The organism is Streptomyces sp. NPDC050610 (genome assembly GCF_040654875.1).
Lineage (GTDB): Bacteria > Actinomycetota > Actinomycetes > Streptomycetales > Streptomycetaceae > Streptomyces.
The window spans coordinates 147,483-161,362 of record NZ_JBFAIV010000003.1; the positions used below are offsets into that span (position 1 = coordinate 147,483).

14 protein-coding genes are annotated in these 13,880 nt (G+C 72.2%); 12 read left to right on the forward strand and 2 right to left on the reverse strand.

The window, feature by feature from the left end:
• Positions 1-2: 2 nt before the first annotated feature.
• The 11 genes from AB0I22_RS05015 (at position 3) to AB0I22_RS05065 (ending at position 10,241) form a co-directional block, all read left to right on the forward strand.
• Entirely contained in the window at positions 3-1,256 is a 1,254-nt protein-coding gene (locus tag AB0I22_RS05015) for a 2-deoxy-scyllo-inosose synthase (RefSeq protein ID WP_363129231.1), read from the forward strand.
• Positions 1,253-2,359 (forward strand): hypothetical protein, encoded by a 1,107-nt coding sequence (locus tag AB0I22_RS05020; RefSeq protein ID WP_363129232.1) that lies wholly within the window; start codon positions 1,253-1,255, stop codon positions 2,357-2,359. Before AB0I22_RS05015 ends, AB0I22_RS05020 begins: the two co-directional genes overlap by 4 nt.
• The gene (locus tag AB0I22_RS05025; RefSeq protein ID WP_363129233.1) at positions 2,356-3,183 is read left to right on the forward strand and encodes a glycosyltransferase family 2 protein; all 828 of its coding nucleotides are present in this window, start codon (positions 2,356-2,358) and stop codon (positions 3,181-3,183) included. The genes AB0I22_RS05020 and AB0I22_RS05025 overlap by 4 nt, the downstream gene beginning before the upstream one ends.
• Positions 3,184-3,190: 7 nt before the next feature.
• Positions 3,191-4,168, forward strand: coding sequence for a radical SAM protein (locus tag AB0I22_RS05030; RefSeq protein WP_363129234.1), 978 nt, complete (start codon positions 3,191-3,193; stop codon positions 4,166-4,168).
• The gene (locus tag AB0I22_RS05035) at positions 4,168-5,109 is read left to right on the forward strand and encodes an NAD-dependent epimerase/dehydratase family protein (protein WP_363129235.1); all 942 of its coding nucleotides are present in this window, start codon (positions 4,168-4,170) and stop codon (positions 5,107-5,109) included. Before AB0I22_RS05030 ends, AB0I22_RS05035 begins: the two co-directional genes overlap by 1 nt.
• Entirely contained in the window at positions 5,106-6,230 is a 1,125-nt protein-coding gene (locus AB0I22_RS05040; protein ID WP_363129236.1) for a DegT/DnrJ/EryC1/StrS aminotransferase family protein, read from the forward strand. The genes AB0I22_RS05035 and AB0I22_RS05040 overlap by 4 nt, the downstream gene beginning before the upstream one ends.
• Positions 6,231-6,272: 42 nt before the next feature.
• Positions 6,273-7,049: a phytanoyl-CoA dioxygenase family protein gene (locus tag AB0I22_RS05045; protein WP_363129237.1), complete on the forward strand. Its 777-nt coding sequence runs from the start codon at positions 6,273-6,275 to the stop codon at positions 7,047-7,049.
• Between the two features lie 62 nt (positions 7,050-7,111).
• Positions 7,112-7,711, forward strand: coding sequence for an SIS domain-containing protein (locus tag AB0I22_RS05050; RefSeq protein WP_363129238.1), 600 nt, complete (start codon positions 7,112-7,114; stop codon positions 7,709-7,711).
• Positions 7,712-7,743: 32 nt separating this feature from the next.
• Positions 7,744-8,760 (forward strand): alcohol dehydrogenase catalytic domain-containing protein, encoded by a 1,017-nt coding sequence (locus tag AB0I22_RS05055; RefSeq protein WP_363129239.1) that lies wholly within the window; start codon positions 7,744-7,746, stop codon positions 8,758-8,760.
• A 98-nt stretch (positions 8,761-8,858) separates the two neighbouring features.
• Positions 8,859-9,719, forward strand: a complete 861-nt coding sequence (locus AB0I22_RS05060; protein ID WP_363129240.1) for a hypothetical protein — start codon at positions 8,859-8,861, stop codon at positions 9,717-9,719.
• Between the two features lie 288 nt (positions 9,720-10,007).
• A complete protein-coding gene (locus tag AB0I22_RS05065) occupies positions 10,008-10,241 on the forward strand; it encodes a hypothetical protein (RefSeq protein ID WP_363129241.1) in 234 nt (77 codons plus the stop codon).
• Here the strand turns inward: AB0I22_RS05065 and AB0I22_RS05070 are convergent.
• Positions 10,222-11,358, reverse strand: a complete 1,137-nt coding sequence (locus tag AB0I22_RS05070; protein WP_363129242.1) for a glycosyltransferase family 4 protein — start codon at positions 11,356-11,358, stop codon at positions 10,222-10,224. The two genes, AB0I22_RS05065 and AB0I22_RS05070, sit on opposite strands and share 20 nt — an antisense overlap.
• A 286-nt stretch (positions 11,359-11,644) precedes the next feature.
• Between AB0I22_RS05070 and galE the strand changes: the two genes are divergently transcribed.
• Positions 11,645-12,607: a UDP-glucose 4-epimerase GalE gene (gene galE, locus AB0I22_RS05075; RefSeq protein WP_363129243.1), complete on the forward strand. Its 963-nt coding sequence runs from the start codon at positions 11,645-11,647 to the stop codon at positions 12,605-12,607.
• Positions 12,608-12,719: 112 nt separating this feature from the next.
• Here the strand turns inward: galE and AB0I22_RS05080 are convergent, their stop codons facing one another.
• Positions 12,720-13,706 (reverse strand): aminoglycoside phosphotransferase family protein, encoded by a 987-nt coding sequence (locus AB0I22_RS05080; RefSeq protein WP_363129244.1) that lies wholly within the window; start codon positions 13,704-13,706, stop codon positions 12,720-12,722.
• Positions 13,707-13,880 lie beyond the last annotated feature (174 nt).

Here is a 13,880-nt window from a genome sequence, read left to right on the forward strand (position 1 = left end):
CGATGGATCTTCAGGCCCCTTCCCCGGCAGCCCCCGCCCCCGCGGATACCGAGACCTCGGCCGACCGGCGGCGATTGCGCGAGCGCCACTTCGACGTGGCGGACAAACGGGTGCGCGTCCTGCTCGGCGAGGACGTGCAGGACGAACTCGCCGAGACGCTCGGCTCCATGCAGGCCGACCGCTTCATCGTGGTCACCGACGACAATGTGGCGGACGTCGTCGCCGGGAAACTGGCCGGCGCCCTCGACGCCGTCGCCCCCGCCCTGCTGCTCTCCCACCCGCCGGGCGAGGAGCACAAGAACCTGGCGACGCTGTCCCGCTTCATCGACCTGGCGCTCGACTTCGGGGCCACCCGCAGGACCGTGGTCGTGGCGGTCGGCGGCGGCATCCCCGGCAACATCGCGGGGCTGCTGGCCGGGCTGCTCTTCCGCGGGGTGCGGCTGGTGCACGTGCCGACGACCGTGATCGCCGCCTGCGACTCGGTCATCTCGGTCAAGCAGGCCGTCAACACCTCGCACGCCAAGAACATGGTCGGCCTCTACCACCCGCCCGAACTCATCCTCGTCGACCTCGCCGTGGTGGCCCAGGGCTCGCCCCGCGACCTGCGCTCCGGCACCTGCGAGACCGTCAAGAACGCCCTGGCGATCGACCCCTCGCAGATCCCCCGGCTGCGCCGGCTGCTGCGCCCCCGGGCGGACTACGCCCCCGCCGACCTCGGCGAGATCTTCGACCTCAGCCTCGCCGTCAAGAGCCGGCTGCTGCTGGAGGACCCGTACGAGAAATACTCCGGCCTGCTCCTGGAGTACGGGCACACCATCGGCCACGCCCTGGAACTGGCCAGCACGGCGCACGGCCCCAAGGAGGCGGCGCTCAAGCACGGCGAGGCCGTCGCCCTCGGCATGATCGCGGCGGCCGACGTGGCGCGCCGGATGGGGCTGCTCGATGCGGCGGACGTGGCCGTCCATGAGGAGCTCATCGACCGGGTGGGCGTCTGCCGGTGCCTGACGGCGGGCATCGCGCCGAAGACGGTGCTGCACCACATCGCGTTCGACAACAAGCGCGGCTACCGCTCGTGCGACGGCGACGAAGTGGCCATGGTGCTGCTGAGCGCGCTCGGCAAACCGCTCGGCGCGGACGAGCACTACCTCACGCCGGTGCCGCACGCCCATGTCGCCGCCGCCGTCCACGACCTGCTGCGGCGGGGCGGGGAGTGCTCCGGGGGCGCGCGGGGAGCCGAGGGGCACGGCATCTCATGACCGACATCCGCTGGCCGCTGCCCACCGCCCTCACCCCGCCCCCGGCCGCCCCCGACGCCGCCGACGCTGTTGGCGGTGTTGACAGTGTTGATGGTGTCGACCAAGCCGCGCCCGCCATCGTCACGGCCCGCTCCCCGCTGCGCATCTCGCTGGCCGGCGGCGGCACCGATCTGCCCAGCTACTCCTCCCGCCACGGCGGGCTGGTGCTCAGCTGCGCCATCGACCGGTACGTCGGCGTGACCGTCTTCCCGCGCGAGTTCGACGGGCGGGTACGGGCCGCCACCGACAGCTACGACCTGTGCGACGGCGCGCACCAGCACCCCAACCCCATGACGCGGGCCTGCCTGCTGCGCGCCGGGCTGCACAGCGGCTACCAGGTCGCCTCCTTCAGCGATGTGCCCAGCGGCAGCGGGCTCGGCGGGTCCGCCGCGTTCGGCGTCTCGCTGCTGCACGCCGCGGCGGCGCCGGGCGCCCTGTCGCGGCAGGCGCTCGCCGAGGCGGCGAGCGCGGTGGAGATCGACGACCTGGGGCGCGCGGTCGGCAAGCAGGACCACTACATGGCCGCGTTCGGCGGAATCCGGCTGCTGCGGTTCCACCCCTCGGGGCGCGTCGCCCCCGACCGGCTCGACCTGCCGGCCGCTTCCCGGACCGCCCTGGAGGAGCATCTGATGCTCTTCCACTCCGGCATCAGCCGGGACGCGGGCGACATCCTCGCCGAGCAGAACCAGCGCACGCTCAGCGGCCACGACGAGTCCCTGCGGCGGCTGCACGCCATCCGCTCCATCACGCACGGCATGGCCGAGGCGCTGGCCAAGGGCGATATGGACGCCGTGGCCGCGCTGGTCAACGAGCACTGGTCGCTCAAGGCGCGGCTCGGCTCGCGGATCAGCAGCCCGCATCTCCAGGCCCTGCACGACCGGGCGCTGGAGGCGGGCGCGGGCGGCGCGAAGCTGCTCGGTTCGGGCGGCGGCGGGTTCCTGCTGCTGGTCTGCCCGCCCGCGGCCCACGCCGACGTGCGCCGGTCGCTGGGCGAGGCGGGGCTGCGGGAGCTGCCGTTCCGGCTGACCGACGAGGGCTCCCGGACCGGGCGGCTGCCGCTGTGAGCGGCGTCGGAGCATCCGACCGTCCGGCGGCGACGCCGGTCACCGTCGTGACGATCACCCGCACCCGGCCCGAGCTGCTGGCCCGGGCGGTGCGCAGCGCCCAGGGGCAGCGCCCGCCGGGCGGCTTCGAGCATCTGATCGTCATCGACGACTGCCTGGACACCTACCGTTCGCTGCGCGACCTGCCCGACCCGCCGGCCAATGTGCGCTGGCTGCTGGCGGGCCGCGGGCCCCGCGACGTGTCCGGGCCGGGCCGCTCCTCGCGGCTGCGCAATATGGCCGTACGGATCTGCCGGAGCCCCTGGATCGCGTTCCTCGACGACGACAACGAATGGGAGCCCGACCACCTCTCGTCCCTGCTGGAGTGCGCCGCCCGTACGGGCCACCGGGCCGTCCACTCCCAGCTGCGGATGGTCAACGCCGACGGCACCCCGTATCTCGAAACGCGCTCTCCGTGGTCCGAGGACGAGGCCGAGGGGCGCGCGGAGTACGAGCGGCTGCGGGCGAAGGGCGTGGTGGAGCCGGGCTCCTGTGTGCGGCGCGACCGGCTCGATCCGCTGGGGGTGCCCGATCCGGTGATCGAGGTGGACACCGGGGAGTGGATGCTCGCGCGGGAACTGCTGCTGGACGTCCCCTTCCGCGACTCCTTCGACGCGCGGGACGAGGCCGACCGGATCGGCGAGGACGACAAGCTGGCGATGGATCTGCGGGCCCGCCGCGAGCCCGTCTCCTGCACGGAACTTCCGACACTGCGCTACTACCTCGGGGGCTACTCCAACAACTTCTCCCTCTCCTTCGACTCGACGTTCTCCTGGCGAGAATGAGGAACTGATGACCTATCACATCGCGGACGGGAAGGTCGTAAGTCCGGAAGGCTGCGAGCTGAACGTCGCGCACCACTGCAATCTCGGCTGCGCCTCGTGCAGCCATCTCTCACCGGTCTTCCGCCGGTCCTTCATCGACCCCGACACCGCCGCCCGCGATCTCTCCCTGCTGGCCCGGTCGTTCGCGGCGAAGTTCGTCAAGGTGCTGGGCGGCGAACCGCTTCTGCACCCCCAGCTGGTGCCGATCCTCCACCACGTGCGCGCCTCGGGCCTCGCGCCGCACATCACGGTCTGCACCAACGGCATCCTCCTGCCGCGGATGCGCGAGGACTTCTACGCCGCGGTCGACGAGATCGAGATCTCCGTCTACCCGGACCGGGAGCTCGACGAGGAGAAGATGGCCCGGGTACGGGCGTACGCGGCCGAGCACGACGTGCTGCTGAACATCTCGCACTACTCGCACTTCCGCTACTCGTACGCGGAGCGCGGCACCGATGACGAGGCACTGGTCCGGCGCATCTTCTCCACCTGCCAGATCGCGCACGTCTGGCGCTGCCACACGCTGTACGAGGGGCACTTCTTCAAGTGCCCGCAGTCCGTCTTCCTGCCCCAGGTCCTCGAAGGGGCCAAGCCGCTGTGGGAGGACGGCCTGCGGATCACCGACGAGCCGGACTTCCCCGCACGGCTGCTGGCCTACCTCCAGGACACCGAGCCGCTGGGCGCCTGCCGCAACTGCATGGGCAGCGTCGGCCACCGGATGCCGCACCAGCAGCGCACCCGGCGCGACTTCCGCGACCTCCAGCAGCACAGCACCGAGGAACTGACCGACCACCGCTTCCTGACCCTGCTGGAACAGCGGCCGGACGCCGACGACGGCTGCGCCGTCGAGAGCCCCGACGGCCGGCAGGAACAGCTCGGCGAACGCCCGGCAGCCGCTGTGTCCACCACCGCCCCGCACGCCCCCCGCACCCGAGAGAGGTCCTGATGCGCTGCCTGGTAACCGGCGGTTCCGGCTTCATCGGCCGGCACGTCGCCCGCCGCTTCGAGTCGGCCGGCCATGAGGTCATGGTCCTCGACAACCGGTGGACCCCCGAAGACCCCTTCCCCGGCAGTGCGATCGACATCACGGCCAAGGACGAGCTGGTCGAGCTGTTCACGTCCTGGCGGCCGGACAACGTGATGCACCTGGCCGGGGTCGCCGACGCGCGCGCCGTGCTGGCCGACCCGGTCACGGCCATGGACGCAAACGTCACCGGGACCACGGCCGTGCTGGCCGCCGCGGCGGCCAGTGGCGCGTCCCGCGTCGTGATCGCGAGCAGCTGCTGGGTCTACAACGCGATGCGGACCGAGGCCATCGACGAGGACGAACCGTTCCTGCCGACCGGCGCCGGCCACTTCTACACCACCTCGATGATCACCAAGGAGCTGCTGGCCCGCGACTTCGCCCGGCTGCACGGCCTCCAGTCCACGGTGCTGCGCTACAGCCCGATCTACGGCCCCGGCATGTGGCCCGGCCTCGTCGTCTCCGCGTTCCTGCGGGCGGCGGCCGAGGGCGGCCCGCTCACCGTCTTCGGCGACGGCTCCGAGCGCCGCGCCTTCCTGCACGCCCACGACCTCGCCGACGCCTTCTACCGGGCGACCGCGCCGGTGGCGGCGGGCCAGGTCTACAACCTGGAGGGGCCGGAGATCATCACCACCCTGGAGCTTGCCCAGAAGGTGTCCGCCCTGTTCGGCGGCGTGCCCATCACCCATCGCGAGGAGCCCACCCGGCGCGGCGAACTCGTCTACGCCCAGCGCTTCGTCTCCACTGAGAAGGCCCGGCGCCAGCTGGGCTGGTCCCCGCGCATCGGCATCGACGAGGGGCTTGCCATGCAGCTCGCCGCGACCGGCCGCACCGCCCCGGACGCGGAGGCGGCGAACCGATGACGGAACACAAAGTCGTGCCCGTACGGCCGGACTTCTCCGAGCGGGACATCGAGACCATCCTCGGCTCCATCCGCACCGCCCTGGAGAGCGGGCAGCTCGCGCAGGGCGAGGAAGTCGCCGCGTTCGAGCGGGAGATGGCCGCGTACACCGGGGCCCGGCACGCCGTGGCGCTCGCGTCCGGCACCGCGGCCCTCGTCTGCGGGCTGCGGGCCCTCGCGGAGCGCGGCGCCGGCGAGGTGCTGGTACCCGCCAACTCCTTCTACTCGACGGCCGCGGCCCCGCTGCTCGCCGGGTTGCGCACCCGCCTCGTCGACGTGGAGGCGGAGACGTTCGCGCCCTCCGTCGAGACGCTGGAGCGCGCCGTCACCAAGGACACCGTCGGCGTTCTGGTCGTGCACATGGGCGGCCTCATCACCCCCGAACTGCGGGCGATCGCCGACTGGTGCACGGCACGCGGGCTGTGGCTGTTCGAGGACTGCGCGCACGCGCACGGCAGCCGCCTCGACGGGCGGCACGCCGGGAACTTCGGAGTGGCCGGCGCGTTCTCCTTCTTCGCCACCAAGGTGATCACCTGCGCCGAGGGCGGCATGCTGACCACCGACGACGACGAGCTGGCCGCGTCGATCGAGTGCTACCGCAACCTCGGCAAGCCCGAGTTGTGGCGCAGCTACCACACCGTGCTCGGCGAGAACGCCCGGATGAGCGAGCTGCACGCCGCCGTCGGGCGGGCCCAGCTGCGCCGCCTGGACGAGTTCCTCGCCGTGCGGCAGCGGCTGGCCGACCGCTACACGGCGGGCCTGACCCGGCTGCCCGCTCTCACGCCCGTACTCCCCTCGCACGCGCCGGCCAGTTGGTACAAGTACGCGGTACTGCTGGAGCCCTCCGTGGACCGGGCCGCGCTCAAGGCCACGCTCAAGGAGGCGGGGGTACACCTCGGCGGCGAGATCTACGAGATGCCGCTGGACGCCCAGCCGGTCTTCGAGGGCCGGATACCGCGCGACGCGCGGCACCCGGTGTCGGAGGACGTGTGCGCCCGGCACATCTGCCTCCCCCTGCACACCCGCATGGACGAGGACGACGTCGACTTCGTCCTGACGGCCCTGGAGAAAGCCCTCACCTGACCGCCGCGGCCCCGCCCGCCCCGGCATCGCGAAAGGACAGCCGTGCCCGCACTATCGCAGGAAGAGCTGTATCTGTTCGACACCACGGGGTTCCTCGTGGTCCGGGGCGCGTTCGGCCCCGTGGAGGTGGAGACGTACAAGGCGGAACTGGGCCGGCTGGCCACCGTGGACCCCGGGTTCGCGAACACGGTGCGCTACAAGGACCTGCCGGCCGCGAGCCCCGTCTTCGACCGGCTGGCCCTCGACGAGCGGCTGGTCGGCCCGGTGCGCGACGTCGTCAACCAGCCGCTGCGCATTCTGGAGGGGTACGGGCTGCGGCGGAGCAAGGACAGCGTCCTCTACCTGCACGGCGGCAACTCCGAACTCCTCGACCTCGGCGGCGGCTCCGTGGGCCGGGACATGTCGATCACGCACACCTACCACGACGGCAAGCTGTACTGCCCGTACGTCAAGACCCTCGTCTACCTCAGCGACATCCAGTCCCAGGAGGACGGCTCGTTCTGCTACGTGCAGGGGTCGCACAAGGCCAACTTCCCGCTGTTGCGCTCCCGCGCCGAACGCGGGGTGCGCGCCTCGATGATCGATACGGGCTTCCCCACCCTCACCGATGTCTTCGTCCGCTCCGGCGACATGCTGCTGCTCAACGAGGCCCTGATGCACGGCACCCGGCGGAAGCTGACGGACGGCGACCGGCTGCTGCTGGCGTTCGGGTACGGGCCGACGTTCCTCTCCGACTGGCGCGAACTGGACGGGGAGACCAGCGATCTGCGCGGCGCGGGCTACGTCGACCACGACGTCGAAGAGGACTTCGTGCACTGAGTGCGGGTGCCTCCTTCGGCGCGGCGCACCGGATTCTCCGACAGGATTGCAGGGACGCAGACATGACACAGAACGCATTCGCCGCCCCGGTCCGCCCGGACCTGGGCCCATGGGACGAATATCTGGCCACGGCGGGCCCGCTGCTCGGCTCGATGGGCGAGCAGGTCGGCCGGCTCATCACCGAACTCGACGCGGTCCGCCGCGACGGGTCGACCGTCTTCCTCGCGGGCAACGGCGGCAGCGCCTCGGCCGCCTCCCACCTCGCGCAGGACCTGCTCAAGGGCGCGTACACGGGAGACGGGCCGCCGCTGCGGGCCATCGCCCTGACCGACAACCTCTCGATGCTGACGGCCTATGCCAACGACTGCGGCTACGACCGGGTGTTCGTGGAGCCGCTGCGCCTGATGGCGGCCCCCGGCGACCGGCTGCTGGTGATCAGCTGCTCCGGCACCAGCCCCAATGTGGTGGCCGCCGCCCAGCACGCCAAGGACGCCGGGGTGCGCGTCATCGCGGTGACGGCCGGCACCGGCGGCACGCTGCGGGACATCGCCGATCTGGAGGTGAACGCCCCGACCAAGGACGTGGGACTGGCCGAGGCGATGCACAGCATGATCTTCCACTACGTCACCCAGTCGCTCCGCGACGTCCCCGGTCCCCGCTGAGCCCCCTCTCCCTTTTCCAGAAAGGCCACGGCATGCGAGCAGCAGTCCTGAACGGCCCCCGCGACATCGGCGTGCGCACGGTGCCCGACCCCGAGGTCCCCGAGGGCTGGGCGCTGGTGAAGGTCGCGTACAACTCCATCTGCGGCAGCGACGTGTCGCTGTACAACAACGCGTGGCACGGCACCGCCTTCCCGGCCGTGCCCGGTCACGAGTGGAGCGGCACCGTCGTGGAGAGCCGCGGCGGCGGTTTCACGGCGGGCGACCTGGTGGTCGCGGACCTCGCGCTGGGCTGCGGTCACTGCCGCTGGTGCCGCCGGTCCCAGCTGGTGATGTGCCCCGAGCTGCGGGAGTTCGGCTTCACCGACCCGGGCGCCTGCGCCGAGTACATCACCGTGCCCGCGGCGAACCTGGTCCGGCTGACGCCCGGCACGGACCTGCTGACCGCCACCCAGGCGGAGCCGCTGGCCGTGGCGCTGCACGCGCTGCACCGGGTGCGGCTGGAGCCGGGCGAGAACGTCGCCGTGCTGGGCTGCGGCGGCATCGGCCTCAACGTGCTCCAGGCCGTACACGCGGTGGGCGCGCGGGTCGTGCTGGCCGTGGACCCCATCGCCAAGCGGGCCCGGGCGGCGGCCGCGCTCGGCGCAGGGACGGCGCTGAGCGACCCCGAGGACGTCGCCGCGTGGATCGCCGACGCGGGCCCGGCCGGACTGCCCGACGTGGTGCTGGAGGCGAGCGGCGAACCGCCCGCCGTCCAACTGGCCACCGATCTCGTGGTGTCGGGCGGCCGGGTGGGGCTGATCGGCTACCGGATGGGCCGGAGCGTGGAACTGGAGTCCGCGCGGTGGCCGCTGAAGCTGATGGAGATGATCGGCACGATGGGGCCGGGCCGCTATATGCCGGCGGCCGCGGGGCTGGTGAGCCGGGGCGCGATACGCACCGACGAGGTCATCACCCATGTCGTGGACCTCTCCGACGCGGACAAGGCGTTCCACTTGGCGGACGAGCCGGGGGACGAGGTCATCCGGGTCGCGATCCGCGCGGACGCGTAGTGCCAGTGCCGTGACCGGCGATGTCCGCCCGGAGGGCCCGGAGGGAGCGTCGTCCGGCGCCCCGGGCGGGGCATGAGCGAGGGGAAGGGGCCCGTTCCGTGGCCGAGTTGAGGAGGGATCCGCTGACGGGCGCGCGCGTCATGGTGCGGGGCAGCCGCCAGGGCCGCCCCCGCACCCGAGGCGCGGACTGCCCGTTCTGCCCCGGCGGCCTGGAGGCGCCGGAGCCCTACCGGGTGCGGCGGTTCCCCAACCGCTGGCCCGCGCTGGAGGCGGGGCGATGCGAAGTCCTGCTGTACTCCCCCGACCACGCCGCCTCGTGGGCGTCGATGGCCGAGGAACAGGCCGTCCGCGCGGTCGAGTTGTGGGACGAGTGCACCCGCTCGCTGAGCGCGCTGCCGGACGTCGGCTACGTGCTGCTCTTCGAGAACCGGGGCGCGGAGGCGGGGGCGACCGTCGACCATCCGCACGGCCAGGCGTTCGGCCTGGAGCGGGTGCCGCCGACCGCTGCCGCCCAGCTGGCCGGGGGTTCGGGTGCGGATGGCTGCTCCCTGTGCACCGGACCGGCGAAGGAACTGCTGGTCGCGGAGGAGGACGAGTGGTGCGCGTGGGTGCCGCGGGCGCCGATCTACCCGTACACGGTCCGGCTGGCGCCGCGCGGCCACCTCGCCGGGCTGCCGGACTGCGACGCGCGGGACCGGCGGTCGCTGGCGCGGCTGCTGGCCGGGGTGATCGGCCGGTTCGAGCGCTTCTTCGGCGGCCCGGCGCCGTACTTCCTGTGGGTGCACCAGCACCCGGCGGACGGCGGCGACTGGCCGCGCGCCCATCTGTACGTGGAGGTCGTCTCGGTGTGGCGGTCGCCGGGCGTGCCGCGCTATATCGCCGCCGGTGAGCTGGGCAGCGGCATCTTCTTCACCCCGCTGGAGCCCGAAGTGGCCGCCGAACGGCTGCGGGAGGCGTGAGGCGATGGTGCCGTATTGCGGCAGGGGCTGGGATGCGGCGGCGTCGCCGTGCGGTGGAGGGCTGGCTGCGGGGGCCTTGTTCGGCACCGGGTGGACGACGGCGTCCTCGTACGACGCGGGCGGCGCGATGGCGGTCTCGTACGGCGGAGGCCGGAACGCGGTGACGCCGTACGGCGCGGGCCGGGCGGCTGCGGCTCCGTACAGCACGGGCCGGAGCACGGTGACGCCGTACAGCGCGGGCCGGGCACCTGTGGCCCCGTACGACGTGAGCCGCGTATCGGCGGCCTCGTGCAACATGAGCCGCGCGTCAGCGGCCTCGTACGACATGAGCCGCACCTCGGCGGCGCCGTACGACACAAGCAGCACGTCAGCGACCCCGTACGGGACAAGCCGGAGCGTCACGGCCTCGTACGGGACCGGCCGCACGCCAACGGTCTCGTACGGCACAAGCCCGGCGGTGGTGCCGCTTCCGGGCAGGGGGCGCCCGGAAGCGGCGGCGGGCTCAGCCGGCCAGTTCCTTGAACTGCTCGATCAGGAGGGCGATCGGGTCCCGCGGCATCTGCCGGCGGACGGCCGCCGCGGCGCGCCGGCCGATCGCGGGCCACTCGGAGCGGCGCTGCCAGGCCCGCTCCAGCGCCTCGTCCAGGCAGGCGGCCACGGGCCCGGCGGCGACGAAGCCGGTGTCGTCGTCGGTGAGGAGTTCCGCGTTGCCCGCCACATCGCTGACGATCACCGGCCGGCCGCAGAGCATCGCCTCGATGATCACGGTCGGCAGGCCTTCGGCGCGCGAGCACAGGACCAGCCCGTGGTGGGTGCGCCAGACCTCCTCGATGTCCTTGGTGTACCCGGCGAACTCCACGTTCGCGAGGTCGAGCCGCGAGGCCAGGGCCCGCAGCACGCCCTCATACTCGCCGGAGCCGAAGACGGAGACGGTCAGCGGCCGCTCCCGCCACTTGGGCCGCGCCAGTACGTCGAAGAGCACATCGTGGCCCTTGCTGTTGGGGTCCAGGCGGGCCAGGCAGGCGAGGCGCACCGGGGTGTCCTCGGTGGGCCAGGGCGGGGCGGCGTCGTAGTCGACCTTGAAGTGGCAGCGCACCACGCGGCCGTTGGGTATCCGGGCGCCTACCTGGCGCTCCGTCAGGTCACGGTTGCTCTCGGAGACGAAGAACGAGGCGCGGGCGTCGTTGTAGGCGCTGGCCAGGCGCTCGGCGACGTCGTCGGTCGGCCATTCGTACTCGGAGGCGGAGTTGGAGTAGGCGACGTAGGGGTAGCCGCGGCGGCGGCACTCCTCCAGCCAGCCCAGGCCCTCGTAGTTGTCGCCCTGGGAGACGACGACGAAGTCGGGCCGCACGTCCTCCAGGGTGCTCAGCCGCCGTTCGGAGTAGGGCAGTTCATGGACGGGGCGCAGATCGTACGGCGGGTGGTCCCACCTGCGGTGCACTACGCAGCCGGCCTTCTCCAGGTCGGCGAGTTCGCCGGGGGTCTCGTCCCAGCCCTTGACGCTCGCATGGATCTCGGCGCCGTCGCGCAGCCAATGGGCGGCGGCCAGCGACCAGTTGGTCTCGCTGGGGCCCCAGGGCGCCGACTCGTTGGCCGACACGAAGAGAATACGAGGCCGCGCCCGCTTGGTCTCACTCATGTGCGTACCACCTCCGAAATGTGCGGCGAAAACGCCGCAGCAATTTCCGCGCAGCCCGTCGAATTACTTCGGGCGGCAGCGGGATACGAAAGAACGATATCAGCGCCGACAATCTTGGGGAAGCACGCATGTGGAAAAAGCCGGAGCCCATGAAAAGGCCGGCGGCATTTCACCCCGGCCGCCCCGGATCACACCTTTACGAGACACCGGCCGATACTGTCCGGCCGGCATTTTGCTTGCGGAATTCCGTACTGCTCGGCGACTGCGCGTGGAAAGGCGACGGACGATGAGGCTATTGGTGACCGGCGGCGCGGGCTATATCGGCAGCGTGGTGGCGCAGCGGCTGCTGGACGAGGGGCACCGGGTGGTGGTGGTCGACGATCTGTCCAGCGGGTTCGCGGACGCGGTGCCGCGCGGCGCCGAGTTCGTGCGCGGCACGATGGCCGAGGCGGCCCGCGTCCTCGCCGGGCCGCACCGCTTCGACGGGGTGGTCCATCTGGCGGCGCGGTCGCTGATCGACGACTCGGTGCGGCGCCCGGAGCGGTACTGGACGGGCAACACCGTCGAGACGCTGCGGCTGCTGGACGGGATGCTGGCGGCGGGCGTCGAGCGGCTCGTCTTCTCCTCCACCGCCGCCACGTACGGGCAGCCGGCCGAGGTGCCGATCACGGAGAGCGCGCCGACGGCGCCGACCAATCCGTACGGGGCGTCGAAGCTGGCCGTCGACAAGGCGCTGGGCGACTACACGCGCGCCCATCCGCTGGGCGCGGTCAGCCTGCGGTACTTCAACGTCGCGGGCTCGGTGGGCGACTGCGGCGAGCGGCACGAGCCGGAGACGCACGTCATTCCCATCGCGCTGGACGTGGCGCTGGGCAGGCGGCCCGAGTTCTCGGTCTACGGCGACGACTACCCGACCCGGGACGGCACCTGTGTGCGGGACTTCATCCACGTGGGAGACATCGCCGAGGCTCACCTGGCGGCGCTGCGCTCCGTCGCCCCGGGCGAGCACCGGATCTACAACCTCGGCAACGGCCAGGGCTTCTCGGTCCTGGAGGTGCTGGACGCGGTGGCGCGGGTCACCGGCCGGCCCGTGCCGTCCCGGCCGACGGACCGGCGGCCGGGCGACCCGCCGACCCTGGTGGCGGCGGGCGAACTCATCCGGCGCGAGCTCGGCTGGAAGCCCGGCCGGCCGGATCTGGAGGAGATGATCGAGGACGCCTACCGCTTCCACCGGGCCCGGCGCGGGTGAGGGCGCCGGGCTCGGCATGGGCGGCGGCGCCGGGTGCGGCGAGGGCGCCGGGTGCGGTACGACGCGCGCGGGCCGGGCGTCGGACGCCCGGCCCGGGGCGCCGCTCGGGCTCTCAGCCGACGCCCCACAGCCGCTGCGCCAGCTCGTCGATGTCGTCGATGCCGGTCAGGTCCAGCGGGGTCTCCTCCAGCACCTCGAAATCGTGCAGGAAGGTGAACTGCAGCATTTCCCTGGGGAAGCTGTCACTCACGTCCCAGTCGGCTCCCTCCAAGAGCGCGGCGAGGAGCTCGCGGTCGGCCCGGAAGGCATTGAGATGCAATTGGATCAGGCTGTACCGGGGGTCGCCCGCGTATACGTCGGTGAAGTCGATCAGGCCGCTGATCCCGCCCAGGCCGGGGTCGACGAAGAGATTGGTGCCGTGCAGATCGCCGTGGACGAACCGCGGCTCGCGGCCGGCTAGCAGATCGTCGACGTCGGAGAGGAAGGCGGGCACGTCATCGAGGAGCCTGGGCGAGAGGTATCCCCACTCGCGGTGGTCGGCGACGGTGGCCTCGCGGCGCTCCTTGAGCAGGTCGGGGAAGGTCGGCGAGCCGGGCCGCAGCACGGCGGTGCCGTTGAGGGGCACGTCGTGCAGCCGGCGCAGGACCTTGCCGAACTCCTTGGCGAGGGCCAGCAGCGCGGGCCGGTCGGCCGGGCCGGCGGCGTCGGCGGCCTCCCGCCAGGTGCGCCCCGACGCCCGCTCTATGACGAGGAACGGCCACGGCCACCCCGTCCCGCCCGGGCGCAGTTCGCCGCGGCCGAGCAGCTTCGGCACGGGCAGGTCGGCGCCGGCCAGCACCTCGTACGCCTCCAGCTCCGACGCGTGAGACTCCGGACCGCACCAGTGCTCCCCGTACAGCTTCACCGCCAGGCCGGTGTCGCTGATCAGCACCGGGTTCGTGCTCTCGCCGGGGACGCGCAGTTCGCCGGGCGCGGGCAGGCCGAGCTCGTCGAGGGCGCGGCGGACCCAGGGCTCCCAGAACGCCGCGTCGTTTCGGAGTTCGGCATAGCTGTCGTCCGAATTGATTCGGCTCAGGTCGGCGAGGTGATTATTCTGCACGAAAGACCCTCGATTCGTTTGCACACGCCCGTCGGAATTCCATTCAGGCTAGCACGGCACACAACTAGGACAACGATGAAGTTTGGCCACCACTCGATGATGGTGAGGAGCAGGAATTGAGCGTGAACCACGCCGCGCCCAGGAGGTCACGTTCCTCGTTTACGGCTCTTTGGC

Bases quoted from the DNA above. Each gene is read 5' to 3' on its own strand.
- AB0I22_RS05015 (WP_363129231.1), top strand. From the start codon at position 3: ATGGATCTTCAGGCCCCTTCCCCGGCAGCCCCCGCCCCCGCGGATACC.
- AB0I22_RS05020 (WP_363129232.1), top strand. From the start codon at position 1,253: ATGACCGACATCCGCTGGCCGCTGCCCACCGCCCTCACCCCGCCCCCG.
- AB0I22_RS05070 (WP_363129242.1), bottom strand. From the start codon at position 11,358: ATGAGTGAGACCAAGCGGGCGCGGCCTCGTATTCTCTTCGTGTCGGCC.
- AB0I22_RS05030 (WP_363129234.1), top strand. From the start codon at position 3,191: ATGACCTATCACATCGCGGACGGGAAGGTCGTAAGTCCGGAAGGCTGC.
- AB0I22_RS05040 (WP_363129236.1), top strand. From the start codon at position 5,106: ATGACGGAACACAAAGTCGTGCCCGTACGGCCGGACTTCTCCGAGCGG.
- galE (WP_363129243.1), top strand. From the start codon at position 11,645: ATGAGGCTATTGGTGACCGGCGGCGCGGGCTATATCGGCAGCGTGGTG.
- AB0I22_RS05050 (WP_363129238.1), top strand. From the start codon at position 7,112: ATGACACAGAACGCATTCGCCGCCCCGGTCCGCCCGGACCTGGGCCCA.
- AB0I22_RS05055 (WP_363129239.1), top strand. From the start codon at position 7,744: ATGCGAGCAGCAGTCCTGAACGGCCCCCGCGACATCGGCGTGCGCACG.
- AB0I22_RS05035 (WP_363129235.1), top strand. From the start codon at position 4,168: ATGCGCTGCCTGGTAACCGGCGGTTCCGGCTTCATCGGCCGGCACGTC.